The organism is Burkholderia sp. BCC0044 (genome assembly GCF_902832955.1).
Classification (GTDB): Bacteria; Pseudomonadota; Gammaproteobacteria; order Burkholderiales; family Burkholderiaceae; genus Burkholderia.
Genome location: NZ_CADFDO010000001.1, coordinates 1,894,330 through 1,912,089, shown reverse-complemented (window position 1 = coordinate 1,912,089; position 17,760 = coordinate 1,894,330). Strand labels below are relative to the sequence as shown.

Genomic DNA, 17,760 nt, shown 5'->3' with positions numbered 1-17,760 from the left:
ATGAGCGGAATCGATCCGAAACGTTTCGGCAAGGTGGCGGTGTTGTTCGGCGGCGAATCCGCCGAGCGCGAGGTGTCGCTCACCTCGGGCCGCCTCGTGCTGCAGGGCCTGCGTGACGCGGGCGTCGATGCGCATCCGTTCGACCCGGCCGAGCGGCCGCTGTCGGCGCTGAAGGACGAAGGTTTCGTGCGCGCGTTCAACGCGCTGCACGGCGGCTACGGCGAGAACGGCCAGATCCAGGGCGCACTCGATTTCTACGGGATCCGCTACACGGGCAGCGGCGTGCTCGGCTCGGCGCTCGGCCTCGACAAGTTCCGCACGAAGCTCGTGTGGCAGCAGACGGGCGTGCCGACGCCGCCGTTCGAGACGGTGATGCGCGGCGACGACCTGGCCGCGCGCGCGACCGACATCGTCGCGAAGCTCGGCCTGCCGCTGTTCGTGAAGCCGGCGAGCGAAGGCTCGAGCGTCGCGGTGCTGAAGGTGAAGACGGCCGACGCGCTGCCGGCCGCGCTCGCGGAAGCCGCGACGCACGACAAGATCGTGATCGTCGAGAAGAGCATCGAGGGCGGCGGCGAATACACCGCGTGCATCGCCGGCGATCTCGACCTGCCGTTGATCAAGATCGTGCCGGCGGGCGAGTTCTACGACTACCACGCGAAGTACGTCGCCGACGATACGCAGTACCTGATCCCGTGCGGCCTGCCGGCGCAACAGGAAGCGGAACTGAAGCGCATCGCGCGCCGCGCGTTCGACGTGCTCGGCTGCACCGACTGGGGCCGCGCGGATTTCATGCTCGACGCGGCCGGCAATGCGTATTTCCTGGAAGTGAACACGGCCCCCGGGATGACCGACCACTCGCTGCCGCCGAAGGCCGCGCGCGCGGTCGGCATCGGCTATTCGGAGCTGGTCGTGAAGGTGCTGTCGCTCACGCTCAACGACTGACGCAGGAACGGAACGACGTATGTGGAACAACGTTCGCCAACTCAACCTTGCCGCCAGCGCGCTGTACGCGCTGCTGCTGCTCGTGTTGGCGGCGGCCGGTTGCTACTGGCTGATCCAGCGCCCGACGTTCGCGCTGCGGGAGATCCGGATCGACGGCGACACCGAGCACATCAACTCGCCGACGGTGCGCGCGGGCGTGGTCGGCCGGCTGAAGGGCAATTTCTTCACGGTCGATCTCGATACGGCGCGCGCCGCGTTCGAGCAGATGCCGTGGGTGCGTCACGCGAGCGTGCGCCGGGTGTGGCCGAATGCGCTGGCTGTCACGCTCGAGGAGTACAAACCGCTCGGGACCTGGGGCAGCGATCAGCTGGTGAGCGTCGACGGCGAGCTGTTCACCGCGAACCAGGGCGAGCTGGAGCAGGAACTGCCGGCGTTCGACGGCCCGGAAGGCAGTGCGAAGGAAGTCGTCACGCGGTATCGCGACTTCGGGAAATGGTTTGCGCCGCTGAAGGCGGCGCCGGAAGAAGTGACGCTGTCGGCGCGGTACGCGTGGACGGTGAAGCTGTCGAACGGCATGCAGGTCGAGCTGGGCAAGGAACGCAACAGCGACACGCTGCATGACCGGAGCCAGCGTCTGGTGGCCGCGTGGCCGGCCGTCACGGAGCGTTGGGGCAACGACATCGAGTACGCGGATCTGCGCTATCCGAACGGATTCGCGATTCGCGCGGCAGGCATGCGGTTCCTGACCGATACCGACAAGCGCAAGAAGTAACGAGAGATCACACGCAAGAGCACTTTATGAGCAAAGACTACAAGGATCTGCTGGTTTCCCTCGACATCGGCACGTCGAAGGTGGTGGCCATCGTCGCCGAGCTGAAGGGCGAGGGTCACTACGAGGTGATCGGTCTCGGCCAGAGCGAGTCGAAGGGTCTGAAGAAAGGTGTGGTGGTCAACATCGAGGCCACCGTGCAGTCGATCCAGCGCGCGCTCGAGGAAGCCGAGCTGATGGCCGACTGCAAGATCACCAACGTGTTCACGGGGATCGCGGGCAGCCACATCCGCAGCTTCAACTCGAGCGGGATGGTCGCGATCAAGGACAAGGAAGTCACGCAGACGGACGTCGCGCGCGTGATCGAGACCGCGAAGGCGATCAACATCCCGACCGATCAGCAGGTGCTGCACATCCTCACGCAGGAATTCATCATCGACGGCCAGGAAGACGTGCGCGAGCCGATCGGGATGAGCGGCATCCGGCTGGAAGTGAAGGTGCACATCGTGACGGGCGCGGTGAGCGCCGCGCAGAACATCGTCAAGTGCGTGCGCCGCTGCGGGCTGGAAGTGAACGACCTGATCCTGCAGCCGCTCGCGTCGTCGCTGGCGGTGCTGACGGAAGACGAGAAGGATCTCGGCGTGGTGCTGGTCGACATCGGCGGCGGCACGACCGACATCGCGATCTTCGCGGAAGGCGCGATCCGTCACACGGCGGTGATCCCGATCGCCGGCGACCAGATCACGAGCGACATCGCGATGGCGCTGCGCACGCCGACGCCGGATGCGGAAGACATCAAGGTCGGCTACGGGATCGCGAAGCAGGCGCTCGCCGATCCGGACGAAATGGTGGAAGTGCCGGGCCTCGGCGAACGCGGCCCGCGCACGCTGTCGCGCCAGGCGCTCGCGGCCGTGATCGAGCCGCGCGTCGAGGAACTGTTCTCGCTCGTGCAGCAGGTCGTGCGCGAGTCGGGTTACGAAGAACTCCTGAGCTCCGGCGTGGTCATTACCGGCGGCGCGTCGATGATGCCCGGCATGGTCGAGCTCGGCGAAGACATTTTCCTGAAACCGGTGCGCATCGGCGCGCCGGAATATGCAGGCGGCCTCTCCGACGTCGTGCGCAATCCGCGCTACTCGACGGCGATGGGGCTGCTCGTCGAAGGCAGTGCGCAGCGCATGCGCGGCCGCAAGGTCGCCGTGCAGTCCGGCAACGCGGGGCAGGTGTTCTCGCGGATGAAGGAATGGTTCCTGAGCAACTTCTGACGAACCGAATCGAAATTCGCGCTGGTGCCGGCGGCTGGCGCGCGACAGGGGGTTGCCCGATCTCCTGCCGAATAACGGCCGAGTAGCAGTCATTCTCTTGACGGAGGCAACATGGAATTCGAAATGCTGGAAACCGAAACCAACGGCACCATCATCAAGGTGGTCGGCGTTGGCGGCGCTGGCGGCAATGCCGTCCAGCACATGATCAACCGCGGCGTGCAGGGCGTCGACTTCATCGTGATGAACACGGACGCGCAGGCGCTGTCGCGTTCGCGCGCATCGTCGGTGATCCAGCTCGGCAACACGGGTCTGGGCGCCGGCGCGAAGCCGGAAATGGGTCGTGCGGCAGCGGAAGAAGCGCGCGAGCGCATCGCCGACGCACTGCGCGGCGCGCACATGGTGTTCATCACGGCCGGCATGGGCGGTGGCACGGGCACGGGCGCGGCACCGGTGGTCGCGCAGATCGCGAAGGAGATGGGCATCCTGACGGTCGGTGTCGTCAGCAAGCCGTTCGAGTTCGAAGGCGGCAAGCGCATGCGCGTCGCCGAAGCAGGCTCGCAGCAACTGGAGGATCACGTCGACTCGCTGATCGTCGTCCTGAACGACAAGCTGTTCGACGTGATGGGCGATGACGCCGAGATGGACAAGTGCTTCCAGTGCGCGGACGACGTGTTGAACAACGCGGTGGCGGGTATCGCGGAAATCATCAACGTCGACGGCCTCGTGAACGTCGACTTCGAAGACGTGAAGACGGTGATGGGCGAGCAGGGCAAGGCGATGATGGGCACGGCGACGGTCGCCGGCGTCGATCGCGCACGCCTCGCGGCGGAACAGGCCGTGGCGAGCCCGCTGCTCGAAGGCGTCGATCTGTCGGGCGCGCGCGGCGTGCTGGTCAACATCACGTCGAGCCGTTCGCTGCGTCTGTCGGAAACGCGCGAAGTGATGAACACGATCAAGAGCTACGCGGCGGAAGATGCGACGGTGATCTTCGGTGCGGTGTACGACGACGCGATGGGCGATGCGCTGCGCGTGACGGTCGTGGCGACGGGTCTGGGCCGTGCGGCGAAGAAGCAGCAGTCGGCACCGATGACGCTGCTGCGCACCGGTACGGACAACCAGCCGGTCAGCGCGGTATCGCACGGCTATGCGCCGGCGCATCACGTCAGCACGGCCGACTACGGCGCGCTCGATACGCCGGCGGTGTGGCGCAACTCGCGCGAAACCGCGGCATCGCACGTGCAGGCGCTGCAGGAGAAGGGGGTCGACACGTACGACATCCCGGCTTTCCTGCGCAAGCAGGCTGACTGACGACGCACACAGGCGAAGCCGCGGCGAAGTTGCCGCGGTAACGCCGGCGTGACGGATGCCACGGACCACGACAGGCCGCGTCGGATGCGACGCCGGGCCGGGAAACGTGCCCTCTTCGCGTGAGCGAAGCGGGATGGGCCGTGCTGTCCGCGACACGCTGAAAAACCGTATCGCTATGAGGGACCAGCCATGATTCAAGTGGGCGACGCGCTGCCCGACGCGCAATTGTTCGAATTCGTCGACGACGCGCGCGAAGGGTGCACGCTGGGGCCGAATGCCTTCAGCGTGCGCGACCAGGTTGCGGGAAAGCGGGTGGTGATCTTCGGATTGCCGGGCGCGTTCACGCCGACCTGCTCGGCGCAGCATGTGCCGGGCTACGTCGAGCACGCCGAGCAACTGCGCGCGGCGGGTGTCGACGAGATCTGGTGCGTGTCCGTCAACGACGCATTCGTGATGGGCGCATGGGGACGTGATCTGCACACCGCGGGCAAGGTGCGCATGATGGCGGACGGCAGCGCGGCTTTCACTCATGCGCTGGGGCTGACGCAGGATTTGTCCGCGCGTGGCATGGGAATTCGTTCCCTGCGCTACGCGATGGTGATTGACGGCGGTGTGGTCAAGACGCTGGCCGTCGAGGCGCCGGGCAAATTCGAAGTGAGCGATGCGGTGAGTGTTCTCGCGACGTTGACGTCCTGATCGTGCGGTGCGCCGTTGCCTTCCGGCAACGTTGCTCACCGGCCTCGGGGCAGTTGTAACACGGGCCGATGACCGGAAACGCCTCCGTTCCGGGCATCGGCCCGTCCCGTATCGGCGCGGGTAAACTGTCGAAACAGATTGATACGCAGTTTCAAACAGCGTTGAATTGGGAATTACGCTATAATCCCGCCTATCGAATATAACTCCTGATTGATATCTTCAATCAAGACGAAGAAGACCATGTTGAAGCAGCGCACCATCAAATCCATCGTGAAGACCGTGGGTATCGGTGTCCACTCGGGCCGCAAGATCGAGTTGACGCTCCGTCCCGCCGCGCCCGGCACGGGCATCGTGTTTTCACGCGTCGACCTGCCCACGCCGGTCGACATTCCCGCATCGGCGATGTCGATCGGCGACACGCGGCTCGCGTCGGTGCTGCAGAAGGATGGCGTGCGCGTGTCGACGGTCGAGCACCTGATGTCCGCGTGTGCGGGGCTCGGCATCGACAACCTGTATGTCGACGTGACGGCCGAGGAAATCCCGATCATGGACGGCAGCGCGGCCACGTTCGTGTTCCTGATCCAGTCCGCCGGCATCGAGGAGCAGAACGCGCCGAAGCGCTTCATCAAGGTGACGAAGCCGGTCGAAATCCGCGATGGCGACAAGTTCGCGCGTCTCGATCCGTATTTCGGCTTCAAGCTGAAGTTCTCGATCGACTTCCGCCACCCGGCCGTCGACAAGACCGGCCAGGAGCTCGAAGTCGATTTCGCGACCACGTCGTACGTGCGCGAGATCGCGCGTGCGCGCACGTTCGGCTTCGCGCACGAGGCCGAGATGCTGCGCGAGATCGGCCTGGCGCGCGGCGGCAGCATGGACAATGCGATCGTGCTCGACGAGTACCGGATCCTGAACAACGACGGGCTGCGCTACGACGACGAGTTCGTGAAGCACAAGATGCTCGACGCGATCGGCGACCTGTACGTGATCGGTCATCCGCTGCTGGCGTCGTACACCGCGTACAAGTCGGGCCACGGCCTGAACAACGCGCTGCTGCGCGAATTGCTCGCACACGAAGACGCGTACGAGATCGTGACGTTCGACGATCCGCAGGCTGCGCCGAAGGGGTTCGCGTTCGACGCGCAGACGGCCTTCGCGTGATCGGCGTTCAGCGCAAGCGATAAAAAAGCGACCTTCGGGTCGCTTTTTCGTTGGCCGGCCGCCCGTCGGCGGCGGCATGTACGGTCAACGCGGCTTCGCGCCGTGCCGCGCCGCCATCCGCGCGAGCGCCGCCTGCAGCGGCGATGGTTCGAGGTGGTCGGCGAGGTCGCGCAGCGCGGCGGCGCCGGCCGAAGTCATCCGCGCCTGTTTCACGTGCGGCGGTTCCGGCGCGTCCTTCGGCCGCACGCGCACGCGCAGCGTCGTCACGGGCCAGCCGCGCTTCTGGAGATCGCCGAGCAGCCGCACTTCGACCTGTCGCAGCCGGGCGGCGAGCGCATTGTGCGCGGCAAAGAGGGTCAGGGTACCGTCCTTGATGAAGCCCGGTTCGACGTGATTCGCCAGATAGTCGGGCAGGCACTCGCCCAGGTCGCGCTGCAGCGACGCGATCTGCTCGACGCCGGCGCGCAGCGCCGCGAACGCGTCGGTACGGCCGAGCACTTCGGACACGGGTTGCGGGCGATAGGCGGCGAGTGGGCCGAAACGCTTGGAAAATCGGTTCATCGAGGCATTCTTCGAGCGCGCACGCGCGCGGACGTTGCAGCCGATTGTACCCGCGCCGGCCTGTGCACGGGCGGCTTTCGGCGCCGTCCGCCCGGCCCCGGCGCGCAATGGCCGTCCGGCCGGGACGCAGGCGCACGCGTCCCCGCGTGCTAAAATTCGACGTTTGAGTCCACTAATTCGCTAAGCCGCCGAGGCTCGGGCGCCGGGGCGCGCAACACGCGCCGGGCGCCGGTGCTGCGACGCAGGATCCGATCCGATGACAACCGGTTTTCTCCAGAAAATTTTTGGCAGCCGCAACCAGCGGCTCGTCAAGCAATACCAAAAGACCGTCGCGACGATCAATGCGCTCGAAACGCAGATCGAGAAGCTGACGGACGACCAGTTGCGCGGCAAGACGGATGAATTCCGCCAGCGGGTCGCGGCCGGGGAGTCGCTCGACAAGCTGCTGCCCGAGGCCTTCGCGGTCTGCCGCGAGGCGAGCCGCCGCGTGCTGAAGATGCGGCACTTCGACGTGCAGATGATCGGCGGCATGGTGCTCCACTACGGCAAGATCGCGGAAATGCGCACCGGCGAGGGCAAGACGCTCGTCGCGACGCTGCCCGTGTACCTGAATGCGCTGGCCGGCCGCGGTGTGCACGTCGTGACCGTCAACGACTACCTCGCGCAGCGCGACGCCGAATGGATGGCGCGCCTCTACAACTTCCTCGGTCTGTCGGTCGGCATCAACCTGTCCGGCATGGAGCACGACCAGAAGCAGCAGGCGTACGCGGCGGACATCACGTACGGCACGAACAACGAATTCGGCTTCGACTACCTGCGCGACAACATGGTCTACGAGACCGACGCGCGCGTGCAGCGGGCGCTGAACTTCGCGGTCGTCGACGAAGTGGACTCGATCCTGATCGACGAAGCGCGTACGCCGCTGATCATTTCGGGCCAGGCCGAGGATCACACCGAACTGTACGTGCGGATGAACGCACTGCCGCCGCTGCTCGAGCGCCAGATCGGCGAAGAGAAGGCCGATGGCACGGGCGTCGAGAAGCCGGGCGACTACACGCTCGACGAGAAGGCACGCCAGGTGTTCCTGACGGAAGCGGGCCACGAGAAGGCCGAGCGCCTGCTCGCCGAATGGGGCCTGATCGGCGAGGGCGAGAGCCTGTACGCGCCGCAGAACATCACGCTGATGCACCACGTGTACGCGGCGCTGCGTGCCCACACGCTGTTCCACAAGGATCAGCACTACGTCGTGCAGAACGGCGAAGTGGTCATCGTCGACGAATTCACGGGCCGCCTGATGGCCGGCCGCCGCTGGTCCGACGGCCTGCACCAGGCGGTCGAGGCGAAGGAGCACGTGAAGATCCAGAGCGAGAACCAGACGCTCGCGTCGATCACGTTCCAGAACTACTTCCGGATGTACGCGAAGCTGGCCGGCATGACCGGTACCGCGGACACCGAAGCGTACGAATTCAACGAGATCTACGGTCTCGAGACGGTCGTGATCCCGACCAACCGCCCGCCGAAGCGGATCGACAAGCAGGACCAGATCTACAAGACGGCCAAGGAGCGCTACGACGCGGTGATCCGCGACATCCGCGACTGCTACGAGCGTGGCCAGCCGGTGCTGGTCGGCACGACGTCGATCGAGAACTCCGAACTGCTGTCGCACCTGCTGAAGCAGGCCGGGCTGCCGCACGAAGTGCTGAACGCGAAGCAGCACGAGCGTGAAGCGGCGATCGTCGCGGAAGCCGGCCGTCCGAACCGCGTGACGATCGCGACCAACATGGCCGGTCGCGGTACCGACATCGTGCTCGGCGGCAACGCCGAGAAGCAGGCCGCGTTCATCGAGGCCGACGATGCGATCCCCGCCGACGAAAAGGCGCGCCGCATCAAGCAACTGCATGACGAGTGGGAAACGCTGCACGAGCAGGTGAAGGCCGCGGGCGGCCTGCACATCATCGGCACCGAGCGCCACGAATCGCGCCGGATCGACAACCAGCTACGCGGCCGTGCGGGTCGCCAGGGCGATCCGGGCTCGTCGCGCTTCTACCTGTCGCTCGACGATCCGCTGCTGCGCATCTTCGCGGGCGACCGCGTGCGCTCGATCATGGATCGCCTGAAGATGCCGGAAGGCGAGGCGATCGAGGCGGGCATCGTCACCCGGTCGATCGAATCGGCGCAGCGCAAGGTCGAAGCGCGCAACTTCGACATCCGCAAGCAGCTGCTCGAATACGACGACGTGTCGAACGACCAGCGCAAGGTGATCTACCAGCAGCGCAACGAACTGCTCGAGGCGCACGACATCACCGAGACGATCACCGCGATGCGTCACGGCGTGATCACTGAAGTCGTCCGCCAGTTCGTGCCGGAAGGCAGCATCGAGGAGCAGTGGGACGTGCCCGAGCTCGAGGAAGCGCTGCGCAACGACTGGCAGCTCGATCTCGCGATCCAGGAAATGGTCAACGAGTCCTCGTCGATCACGGCCGAGGAGATTCTCGACGCGGTGACGACGGCCGCCGACGAGCAGTACGACGCGAAGGTCGCGCTGGTCGGCCGCGAATCGTTCAGCGCGTTCGAGCGTTCGGTGATGCTGCAGACGGTCGACCGCCTGTGGCGCGAGCACCTCGCGGCGCTCGACCACCTGCGTCAGGGCATCCATCTGCGCGGCTATGCGCAGAAGAACCCGAAGCAGGAGTACAAGCGCGAGGCGTTCGAGCTGTTCGCCGCGATGCTCGACGCGATCAAGCAGGAAGTCACGCGCATCGTGATGAACGTGCAGATCCAGTCGCCGGAGCAGCTCGAAGAGGCGGCCGAGCAGATCGAGGAACGCGGCGGTCATCTCGAGAACGTCGAATACCAGCATGCCGACTACGCGGACGCCGGCGCGCCGGTGGCGAACGTCACGGCCGCCGCGGCGGCCACGGCGACGGCCGACATGGTCGGCAGCGCGATGACGCACAGCGGCCCCGGCGGCGAAATGCCGAAGGTCGGCCGCAACGATCCGTGCCCGTGCGGCAGCGGCAAGAAGTACAAGCAATGTCACGGGAAGCTGTCATGATCGGCGGCGGCGCGCGTCACGCGTGCCGCGTCGTTCGCAGCGTCGAGTCAGTGATGTGAGTTGTGGCGGCCCGCTCGTGGCCGCCGGTCTTCCAATCGATGCCGGCGCGTGCCGGCATTTTCCATCCGGCAGGTGTGCCCCATGGCTGTCAATTTTCCGTCGATCGATCCCGCCCAACTGCATCCCGTCGCCGGCGTCACGCTCGGCTGGGCGGAAGCGAACATCCGCAAGCCGAATCGCAAGGACGTGCTGGTCATTTCCGTCGACGAAGGCGCGACGGTCGCGGGCGTGTTCACCGAAAACCGTTTCTGCGCAGCGCCGGTCACCGTCTGCCGCGAGCATCTGGCGAAGGTACGTGCGGGCGGCGCGGGCATCCGCGCGCTGGTCGTGAATACGGGCAATGCGAACGCGGGCACCGGCGAGCCGGGCCTCGTGAACGCCCGCGAGACCTGCACGGAACTCGCGCGTCTCGCGGGCATCGAGCCGGCGCAGGTGCTGCCGTTCTCGACCGGCGTGATCCTCGAGCCGCTGCCGATCGACCGCCTGAAGGCCGGTCTGCCGGCCGCGCTCGCGAACCGCCAGGCCGCGAACTGGTTCGACGCCGCGCAGGCGATCATGACGACCGACACGCTGCCGAAGGCGACGTCGCGCCAGGTGACGATCGACGGTCACACGGTCACGCTGACGGGCATCAGCAAGGGCGCGGGCATGATCAAGCCGAACATGGCGACGATGCTCGGCTTCCTCGCGTTCGATGCGAACGTCGCGCAGCCGGTGCTCGACACGCTCGTGAAGGAAGTCGCCGACCGCTCGTTCAACTGCATCACGATCGACGGCGACACGTCGACCAACGACTCGTTCATCCTGATCGCGTCGGGCAAGAGCACGCTGCCGGCGATCACGTCGACCGATTCGCCCGCCTATGCGGCGCTGCGCGACGCGGTGACGGAAGTCGCGCAGGTGCTGTCGCAACTGATCGTGCGCGACGGCGAAGGCGCGACGAAATTCATGACGGTGCAGGTCGAAGGCGGCAAGAGCGTCGCCGAATGCCGCCAGATCGCGTACGCGATCGGCCATTCGCCGCTCGTGAAGACGGCCTTCTACGCATCCGACCCCAACCTCGGCCGGATTCTCGCGGCGATCGGCTATGCGGGCGTCGCGGATCTCGACGTCGGCAAGATCGACCTCTATCTGGACGACGTGCTCGTCGCGAAGGCAGGCGGCCGCAACCCGGCCTACCAGGAAGAGGACGGCCAGCGCGTGATGAAGCAGAGCGAGATCACGATCCGCGTGCTGCTCGGCCGTGGCGACGCGCAGGCCACCGTCTGGACGTGCGACCTGTCGCACGATTACGTGAGCATCAACGCGGATTACCGCTCCTGATCGGGAGCGCTCGAACGACATGGACAAGCTTGAACAGTTTCTGACGCGCGCGGAAGCGCTGCTCGGCCGTCTCGAAGGGATGCTGCCGCCCGCACCGGCGGCCATCGACTGGAATGCGGCGCATGCGTTCCGCTGGCGCAAGCGCCAGGGGCGCGGTTACCTGCAGCCGGTACCGGCCGTGTCGTCGATCACGCTCGGCGACCTGCACAACATCGATCGTCAGAAGGCGCTGATCGACCAGAACACGCGGCAGTTCGTGCAGCGCAAGCCGGCCAACAACGTGCTGCTGACCGGCGCGCGCGGTACCGGCAAGTCGTCGCTGATCAAGGCGTGCCTGAATGCGTACGCGAACGACGGGCTGCGCCTGATCGAAGTCGACAAGGACGACCTGCACGATCTCGGCGACATCGTCGACCTGATCTCGCAGCGTCCGGAGCGGTTCATCGTGTTTTGCGACGACCTGTCGTTCGAGGATGGCGAATCGGGCTACAAGGCGCTGAAGGTCGCGCTCGACGGGTCGATCGCCGCGCAGTCGGACAACGTGCTGATCTACGCGACGTCGAACCGCCGCCATCTGCTGCCCGAGTACATGAGCGACAACGAGTCGTACAAGCATCTGCCGGACGGCGAGATTCACCCCGGCGAAGTCGTCGAGGAGAAGATCTCGCTGTCGGAGCGCTTCGGCCTGTGGGTCAGCTTCTATCCGTTCAAGCAGGACGACTACCTCGGCATCGTCGCGCACTGGCTGCGTCACTTCGGCTGCCCGGATGCGGAGATCGAGACCGCGCGCGGCGACGCGCTCGTATGGGCGCTCGAGCGCGGTTCGCGCTCGGGCCGTGTCGCGTGGCAGTTCGCGCGGGACTGGTCGGGCCGCAAGGAGCAGGCATGAGCGCGGATCGGGCACAGGACGCCGTGCGGGCGCCGGATGGTCGCAAGGTGACGGAAGTCGCGGTCGGCGTGATGGTGCAGCCGGATGGTCGATATCTGCTCGCGCAGCGGCTGAAGGGCAAGCCGTATGAAGGTTACTGGGAGTTTCCGGGCGGCAAGCTGGAGGCCGGCGAAAGCGTCGAGGACGCGCTGGCGCGCGAGCTGCACGAGGAACTCGGCATCGAAGTCACGGCCAGCCATCGCTGGCACACGCTCGAGCACGATTATCCGCACGCGTACGTGCGGCTCTATTTCTGCAAGGTGACGGGCTGGACGGGCGAGCCGCACAGCAAGGAAGGGCAGGCGTTCGTGTGGCAGCAACTGCCGGTCGAGGTCGCGCCGCTGTTGCCGGCGGCGCTGCCGGTGCTCGAACTGCTCGAGAAGGAAGCGGCGTCGCAATGACGCCGCGGCGGCCTGCCTGAAACGCGGGCCATATCGGGCGGACGGCACGGCGGACGGCGGCGCCGCGCGCCGCTCAGCTGTTGCGGCGGTTGTCGGTGCCGTCTTCTTCCGACGAAGGACCCTCGTCGGAAGAACCGCCGATCCGATACTTTTCCGCCGCCCATGCGCCGAGGTCGAGCTGCTTGCAGCGGGCCGAACAGAAGGGACGGAACTTGTTTTCAGGCGTCCAGCGCACTTCCGCGCCGCACGAAGGACATTTCACAACGGTAGTCATACGAAAGCGTTGAACCGGCTCGCGGCCGTTACAGATTACACAGGGTCAGATGGAACGGCACGTCGATGTCCACCGCGCGCGGCCGCACGTCGCCGTCCTGCATGGTGAACCGTACCCACAGCATGTATTTGTTGGCGCTCGCCTCGGGAATCACGCGCAGCTCCGGCGACACGCGCACCTGCATCAACTGGTAGCTGCGCCCGGACAGCATCTGCTGGTAGCTGCCCTGCATCGCCATGACCTTCGACGCCTGACCCGATTCGCGCGCGAGCCGCAGCACGATCGCCGCGGCGTCGCGCAACGGCAGCATCGGCAGGATCCACTTCGTGATGTCCTGGCGCCGCTGCTCGGCGGGCCATTGCTGCCACGCGTAGTACGACGGCAGGTCGAACTTGCACGTGCCGCCCGGAATCACTGCGCGGCTGCGGATGCTGGCGAGCCACTCGTTGTCGATGAGATGCTGGCCGGTCTTGCCCTGCATCTGCGCGAGATTCGCGAGCGTCTGCTCGATTTCGCCGAGCACGGCCTCGAGCGCGTTCTGCTCGATGCCCGGATTGCCGCGAAAGGGGGCGAGCGTCTGGCGTTGACGTTCGAGCTCCTTCATCAGATCCGATTTCAGGTCCGCGCGGCCCGTTACCTCGGCGATTTCGAACAGCGTCGTCAGTGCGACGTGGTGTTCACGCGGGTCCTCCTGAGCCAAAAAGAACGCGAAGCGCTCGAACAGATCTTCGAGACGCAACAGCGTGCGAATTCGCTCGTTGAACGGATACTCGTAAAGAATCAAGCGCGCTCGCCTCTTGGGTAGGGATTGAAACAATGAAAGACATTCTAATGCCCCCTCTCTACCCTAGCAACGCGCCAATTTCGTACACCATCACGATTGCCCGCGATGCTCAGTGTGCGGCGGCCGCGAATCCGACGTAGCGTTGGTGCAGTGCATCGACCTGCGCGGCGAGTGCATCGGGCGTGACCGCGTCGTTGACGATCACGTCGTCGGCCGCCGCGAGGCGGGCTTCGCGCGTCGCCTGTCGCGCGATGATCGCTTCGACCTGTTCGCGCGTGAAACCGTTGCGCCGCATCACGCGCGCGATCTGTGTTTCGACCGGGCAGTCGACGACGAGCACGCGATTGCTGCGCGCCTTCCAGGTGCCCGACTCGACGAGCAGCGGCACGACGAACATCACGTACGGGCCTTGTGCTTCGCGCGCCTCGCGATCGGTCTCCGCGCGGATCAACGGGTGCGTGATCGCTTCGAGGCGCCGGCGCGCGTCGTCGTCGCTGAAGATCAGCGTGCGCATTTGTGCACGATCGAGCGAGCCGTCGGCGGCCACGAAGCCCTGACCGAAAGCCTGCTCGATCGCCGGCATCGCGAGGCCGCCCGGCGCGGTGATGCGGTGCGCAATCAGGTCGGTATCGACGAGCGATGCGCCGCGGGCGCCGAACAGGTCGGCGACGGTCGTCTTGCCGCTGCCGATGCCGCCCGTGAGTCCTACGGAAAACATGTCAGCCTCCGAGCGCCGCATAGAAAGGGGTGCCGAAAAACAGCGTGGCGACGCCGCCGGCCGCGAGGAACGGGCCGAACGGAATCGGCTCCTCGAAGCGCATGCGGCCGCGCCAGGTCGCGACGAGCCCGACGATCGCGCCGGTCACCGCGGCGAACAGCACGACCTGCGGCAGCGCGGCCCAGCCCATCCATGCGCCGAGCGCGGCAAGCAGCTTCAGGTCGCCGAAACCGATGCCCTCGATGCCGCGCAGCCATTTGAACAGCCAGTAGATCGACCACAGGAACAGGTAGCCGGCCATCGCGCCGATCACGGCCGAACGCAGCGACGTGAAGGTGCCGCCGAGGTTCAGCACGAGCCCGGCCCACAGCAGCGGCAGCGTCATCGAGTCGGGCAGGTAGCCGGTCCGGATATCGATCGCGCTCATCGCGAGCAGCGCCGCGCACAGCGCGAACGCGGCAAGCGCGGCGACGGTCGGGCCGAACGCCGCGAGCGAGCCGGCGGCGAGTAGTGCGCACGCGATCTCGACGAGCACATAGCGGAGCCCGATCGCATGGCCGCAACGCCGGCAGCGCCCGCGCAGCATCAGGTAGCTGACGAGCGGAATGTTTTCCCACGCGCGCAATACGTGGCCGCAGTGCGGGCAGGCGCTGCGCGGGCGCCACAGATCGTAGCGCGGCGGATAGCCGTCGTCGGGCGGGGCGCTCGCGTTGCCCGTCGCTTCGGCGATCTCGGCCTGCCACGCGCGCTGCATCATCACGGGCAACCGGTGCACGACCACGTTCAGGAAGCTGCCGATGCAAAGGCCGATGACGACCGCGAACGCATACTGCAGCGCGGGCGGCAGCATCGCCAGCGCGAGCAGCGTGCTCTCGGGCGAATCGGAAACGGCGGACAGGGGCGCTGGCGTCATGAGGCTCAAGGTTCGGACTTAAAAGGCGACAGAATCGGTTGCGATGCTACACCACGTTGCCGAGCTGAAGGATGGGCAGGTACATCGCGATCACGAGGCCGCCGACGAGGGCGCCCAGGACGATCACGATCAACGGTTCGCCGAGCGCCGCGAGCGCCTCGAGGCGCGCGTCGAGCTGGCGTTCGCACAGCGCGGCGATGTCGGCGAGCATCGTGTCGAGCGCACCGGATTCCTCGGCGACGGCGATCGGCTGCACGACATCGTCCGGAAAGCAGCCGGCCGAATGCATCGCATCGGCCAGACGCACGCCGCGCAGCACGCGTGCGGCGATATGCGCGGTGGCGTGCGCGAACACCGGATGGCCGGCCGTGCGCTCGAGCGTGGCGAACGCATCGGCGAGCGGCACGCCGGCGCCGAGCAGCGTCGCCAGCGACCGGCACCAGCGAGCGGCCGCGAACCGCTCCAGCGCGCTGCCCGCGACCGGAGCGTGCAGCAGGCGCCGCGCGAGCGCATGACGCAGCGCGGCCGAGCGACGAAGCGCATGCTGCGCGGCAAGCCCCATCGCGGCCGCGCCGGCCAGAAGGACTCCGCCCCACGCCGACAGCGCGGCGGACACCGCGAGCAGCGCACGGGTCGGCGCCGGCAGCGCGGCATCGAAACCGTCGAAGATCTGCCGGAAGGTCGGCACGACCCACACCATCAATGCGGCCGAGATCGCGAGCGCGAACAGGATGACGGCGGCCGGATACGCGAGCGCGGCGCGCAGCTTGCGCCATTGCGCATCGGCACGCTCGCGATGTTCCGCGACCCGCGTCAGCACGATGTCCAGCGAACCGGACGCCTCGCCGACTTCGATCAACTGGCGATACAGCGTGCCGAATTGCGATGGATAGCGTGCGAGCGCATCGGCGAAACGCCGGCCGCCGACGATCTCGCGGGCGAGCCCCGCGGCAATGCGCGGCACGCCGTCGCGCGTGCGGGTGCGCGCGAGCATCTCGAGCGACGGCGCGAGCGGCAGGCCGGCCTGCAGCAGGCTCGCGAGCTGGCGCGTGAAGCGCGTGATGTCGCGCGCGGCCGCCGCAGGCGGACGGGCCGGGCCGCGGACGTCGAGCGACAGGACCGCGATGCCGTCGCGCGAGAGCGTGGCGCGCGCGGCCGCGGCATCGAACGCGATGACTGTCCCGCGGCGCGGCGAGCCGTCGCGATCGCGGCCGCGCCATGCAAAGCGGGTTTCGCGCGGCGGCGTGCGCATGCTCATGCCGCCGGGGTGGCGGCGACGGCTTCCGCGAGGCTCGTCGTGCCGTCCATGACGCGCGCGAAAGCCGCGTCGCGCAGGGTGCGCACGCCCTCGGCCGCCACGCATTGCGCGAGTTCGCCGACGCTCGCCCGCGCGACGATGCGCTCGGCCAGCGCGGGCGATACCGGCATCGTCTGATGCAGGCCGATGCGTCCGCGATAGCCGATCCCGTGACAGGCGGAACAGCCGCGCGCGACGAACGGCCGCCAGCCGGCCGCCAGCGCCGCCGGATCGCAGCCGGCTTCCCGCAGCGCGCGCGCCGATGCGTCCGAATGCACGCGGCACGCGACGCACAGGCGCCGGACGAGGCGCTGCGCGGTGACGAGGTGGAGTGCGGCCGCCAGGTTGTACGGCGCGACGCCGATGTCGAGCAGCCGCGCGACGGCGGCCGGCGCGTCGTTCGTGTGCAGCGTCGACAGCACGAGATGGCCGGTCTGCGCGGCCTTGATCGCGACATCGGCCGTCTCCGCATCGCGAATCTCGCCGACCATGATGACGTCCGGATCCTGCCGCAACAGTGCGCGCAGTGCCGTCGCGAACGTGAGCCCCGCCTTGTCGGCGACCCCGACCTGGTTGATCCCGTCGAGCTGGATCTCGGCGGGATCCTCGACCGTGCAGACGTTGTGCGCGTCGCGATCGAGCATCTGCAGCGCGCAGTAGAGCGATAGCGTCTTGCCGCTGCCGGTCGGGCCGGTGACGAGCACGAGGCCATGCGGCGCGCGGATCGCGGCCTCCATCGCGGCCGCCTGCCGGGCATCGAAGCCGAGGTTCGCAAGCGTGAGATCGGGCGGCAGCGTTTCGAGCCGCCGCAGCACGAGCTTTTCGCCGAACAGCGTGGGCAGCGAACTGACGCGATAGTCGCCGCGCGTGCCGCCGTCGATCGCGATGCGCAGCCGGCCGTCCTGCGGAAGCCGCCGCTCGGCGATATCCATGCGCGAGAGCACCTTGATCCGCGTGACGAGTGCGTCGCGCAGGTGCAGCGGTGGCCGCGCGTGTTCATGCAGCACGCCGTCGATGCGCAGACGGATGCGCCAGCCGGCTTCGAACGGCTCGACGTGGATGTCCGACGCGTCGCGCACGCGCGCCGCGTGCAGCGTGTCCGTCAGCAGCCGTACGGCGGGGGCATCGTCGAGCTGGGCCGCATCGAGCGCTGGACGTGCGGCGGCGGCCGACGCGTCGGCGTGTGCGGGCGCCGACTGCGTGTGCGGCGGCGCCGCGGAGGAAGGGAAATGCATGTGAGCCGGCACGCTGGCCGCCTGTTGACCGTGATGCGCAGATGATCGCGCGGCGCAGGCGGCGCCGACAGTCGGC

General features: G+C 67.2%; 17 protein-coding genes. 10 read left to right on the top strand and 7 right to left on the bottom strand.

The window, feature by feature from the left end; translation table 11 throughout:
• The 6 genes from HWX14_RS08610 (at nucleotide 1) to lpxC (ending at nucleotide 6,135) form a co-directional block, all read left to right on the top strand.
• Entirely contained in the window at nucleotides 1–942 is a 942-nt protein-coding gene (locus HWX14_RS08610; RefSeq protein WP_034206326.1) for a D-alanine--D-alanine ligase, read from the top strand.
• Between the two features lie 19 nt (nucleotides 943–961).
• Nucleotides 962–1,714 (top strand): cell division protein FtsQ/DivIB, encoded by a 753-nt coding sequence (locus tag HWX14_RS08605; protein WP_006477014.1) that lies wholly within the window; start codon nucleotides 962–964, stop codon nucleotides 1,712–1,714.
• 26 nt (nucleotides 1,715–1,740) lie between these two features.
• Complete coding sequence (gene ftsA, locus HWX14_RS08600; RefSeq protein ID WP_006487138.1) at nucleotides 1,741–2,973, top strand: cell division protein FtsA; 1,233 nt, start codon at nucleotides 1,741–1,743, stop codon at nucleotides 2,971–2,973.
• A gap of 111 nt (nucleotides 2,974–3,084) precedes the next feature.
• A complete protein-coding gene (gene ftsZ / locus HWX14_RS08595) occupies nucleotides 3,085–4,281 on the top strand; it encodes a cell division protein FtsZ (protein WP_021159911.1) in 1,197 nt (398 codons plus the stop codon).
• Nucleotides 4,282–4,470: 189 nt separating this feature from the next.
• Nucleotides 4,471–4,977, top strand: coding sequence for a peroxiredoxin (locus HWX14_RS08590; protein ID WP_175882311.1), 507 nt, complete (start codon nucleotides 4,471–4,473; stop codon nucleotides 4,975–4,977).
• 240 nt (nucleotides 4,978–5,217) lie between these two features.
• Nucleotides 5,218–6,135: a UDP-3-O-acyl-N-acetylglucosamine deacetylase gene (gene lpxC, locus HWX14_RS08585; protein WP_011544505.1), complete on the top strand. Its 918-nt coding sequence runs from the start codon at nucleotides 5,218–5,220 to the stop codon at nucleotides 6,133–6,135.
• An 84-nt stretch (nucleotides 6,136–6,219) separates the two neighbouring features.
• On the opposite strand, the gene HWX14_RS08580 is transcribed toward lpxC, so the two are convergent.
• Nucleotides 6,220–6,696 (bottom strand): DUF721 domain-containing protein, encoded by a 477-nt coding sequence (locus HWX14_RS08580; protein ID WP_175882310.1) that lies wholly within the window; start codon nucleotides 6,694–6,696, stop codon nucleotides 6,220–6,222.
• Between the two features lie 256 nt (nucleotides 6,697–6,952).
• On the opposite strand from HWX14_RS08580, the gene secA reads away from it, so the two are divergent.
• From secA to HWX14_RS08560, 4 genes are all read left to right on the top strand, one after another.
• Entirely contained in the window at nucleotides 6,953–9,751 is a 2,799-nt protein-coding gene (secA, locus tag HWX14_RS08575; RefSeq protein WP_175882309.1) for a preprotein translocase subunit SecA, read from the top strand.
• A 141-nt stretch (nucleotides 9,752–9,892) separates the two neighbouring features.
• Nucleotides 9,893–11,134: a bifunctional glutamate N-acetyltransferase/amino-acid acetyltransferase ArgJ gene (argJ, locus tag HWX14_RS08570; RefSeq protein WP_175882308.1), complete on the top strand. Its 1,242-nt coding sequence runs from the start codon at nucleotides 9,893–9,895 to the stop codon at nucleotides 11,132–11,134.
• 19 nt (nucleotides 11,135–11,153) lie between these two features.
• Entirely contained in the window at nucleotides 11,154–12,023 is an 870-nt protein-coding gene (locus HWX14_RS08565; RefSeq protein WP_126359585.1) for an ATP-binding protein, read from the top strand.
• Nucleotides 12,020–12,463: an NUDIX domain-containing protein gene (locus HWX14_RS08560; RefSeq protein WP_175882307.1), complete on the top strand. Its 444-nt coding sequence runs from the start codon at nucleotides 12,020–12,022 to the stop codon at nucleotides 12,461–12,463. Before HWX14_RS08565 ends, HWX14_RS08560 begins: the two co-directional genes overlap by 4 nt.
• Nucleotides 12,464–12,536: 73 nt before the next feature.
• Here HWX14_RS08560 and HWX14_RS08555 read toward each other — a convergent pair whose 3' ends face one another.
• From HWX14_RS08555 to HWX14_RS08530, 6 genes are all read right to left on the bottom strand, one after another.
• Entirely contained in the window at nucleotides 12,537–12,737 is a 201-nt protein-coding gene (locus HWX14_RS08555; RefSeq protein ID WP_175882306.1) for a DNA gyrase inhibitor YacG, read from the bottom strand.
• A 28-nt stretch (nucleotides 12,738–12,765) separates the two neighbouring features.
• Nucleotides 12,766–13,521 carry a cell division protein ZapD gene (gene zapD / locus HWX14_RS08550; RefSeq protein ID WP_126359588.1) on the bottom strand — a complete coding sequence of 252 codons (756 nt, stop codon included), beginning with the start codon at nucleotides 13,519–13,521 and terminating at the stop codon, nucleotides 12,766–12,768.
• Between the two features lie 109 nt (nucleotides 13,522–13,630).
• On the bottom strand, nucleotides 13,631–14,239 hold the full coding sequence (gene coaE, locus HWX14_RS08545) for a dephospho-CoA kinase (protein ID WP_175882305.1): 609 nt from the start codon (nucleotides 14,237–14,239) through the stop codon (nucleotides 13,631–13,633).
• A gap of 1 nt (nucleotide 14,240) precedes the next feature.
• Complete coding sequence (locus HWX14_RS08540; protein ID WP_175882304.1) at nucleotides 14,241–15,152, bottom strand: A24 family peptidase; 912 nt, start codon at nucleotides 15,150–15,152, stop codon at nucleotides 14,241–14,243.
• Between the two features lie 46 nt (nucleotides 15,153–15,198).
• Entirely contained in the window at nucleotides 15,199–16,410 is a 1,212-nt protein-coding gene (locus HWX14_RS08535; RefSeq protein WP_175882303.1) for a type II secretion system F family protein, read from the bottom strand.
• The gene (locus HWX14_RS08530) at nucleotides 16,407–17,684 is read right to left on the bottom strand and encodes an ATPase, T2SS/T4P/T4SS family (protein WP_175882302.1); all 1,278 of its coding nucleotides are present in this window, start codon (nucleotides 17,682–17,684) and stop codon (nucleotides 16,407–16,409) included. The genes HWX14_RS08535 and HWX14_RS08530 overlap by 4 nt, the downstream gene beginning before the upstream one ends.
• Nucleotides 17,685–17,760: the final 76 nt, after the last annotated feature.

Bases quoted from the DNA above. Each gene is read 5' to 3' on its own strand.
- HWX14_RS08610 (WP_034206326.1), top strand. From the start codon at position 1: ATGAGCGGAATCGATCCGAAACGTTTCGGCAAGGTGGCGGTGTTGTTC.
- HWX14_RS08605 (WP_006477014.1), top strand. From the start codon at position 962: ATGTGGAACAACGTTCGCCAACTCAACCTTGCCGCCAGCGCGCTGTAC.
- ftsA (WP_006487138.1), top strand. From the start codon at position 1,741: ATGAGCAAAGACTACAAGGATCTGCTGGTTTCCCTCGACATCGGCACG.
- ftsZ (WP_021159911.1), top strand. From the start codon at position 3,085: ATGGAATTCGAAATGCTGGAAACCGAAACCAACGGCACCATCATCAAG.
- HWX14_RS08590 (WP_175882311.1), top strand. From the start codon at position 4,471: ATGATTCAAGTGGGCGACGCGCTGCCCGACGCGCAATTGTTCGAATTC.
- lpxC (WP_011544505.1), top strand. From the start codon at position 5,218: ATGTTGAAGCAGCGCACCATCAAATCCATCGTGAAGACCGTGGGTATC.
- HWX14_RS08580 (WP_175882310.1), bottom strand. From the start codon at position 6,696: ATGAACCGATTTTCCAAGCGTTTCGGCCCACTCGCCGCCTATCGCCCG.
- secA (WP_175882309.1), top strand. From the start codon at position 6,953: ATGACAACCGGTTTTCTCCAGAAAATTTTTGGCAGCCGCAACCAGCGG.
- argJ (WP_175882308.1), top strand. From the start codon at position 9,893: ATGGCTGTCAATTTTCCGTCGATCGATCCCGCCCAACTGCATCCCGTC.
- HWX14_RS08565 (WP_126359585.1), top strand. From the start codon at position 11,154: ATGGACAAGCTTGAACAGTTTCTGACGCGCGCGGAAGCGCTGCTCGGC.
- HWX14_RS08560 (WP_175882307.1), top strand. From the start codon at position 12,020: ATGAGCGCGGATCGGGCACAGGACGCCGTGCGGGCGCCGGATGGTCGC.
- HWX14_RS08555 (WP_175882306.1), bottom strand. From the start codon at position 12,737: ATGACTACCGTTGTGAAATGTCCTTCGTGCGGCGCGGAAGTGCGCTGG.
- coaE (WP_175882305.1), bottom strand. From the start codon at position 14,239: ATGTTTTCCGTAGGACTCACGGGCGGCATCGGCAGCGGCAAGACGACC.
- HWX14_RS08540 (WP_175882304.1), bottom strand. From the start codon at position 15,152: ATGACGCCAGCGCCCCTGTCCGCCGTTTCCGATTCGCCCGAGAGCACG.
- HWX14_RS08535 (WP_175882303.1), bottom strand. From the start codon at position 16,410: ATGAGCATGCGCACGCCGCCGCGCGAAACCCGCTTTGCATGGCGCGGC.
- HWX14_RS08530 (WP_175882302.1), bottom strand. From the start codon at position 17,684: ATGCATTTCCCTTCCTCCGCGGCGCCGCCGCACACGCAGTCGGCGCCC.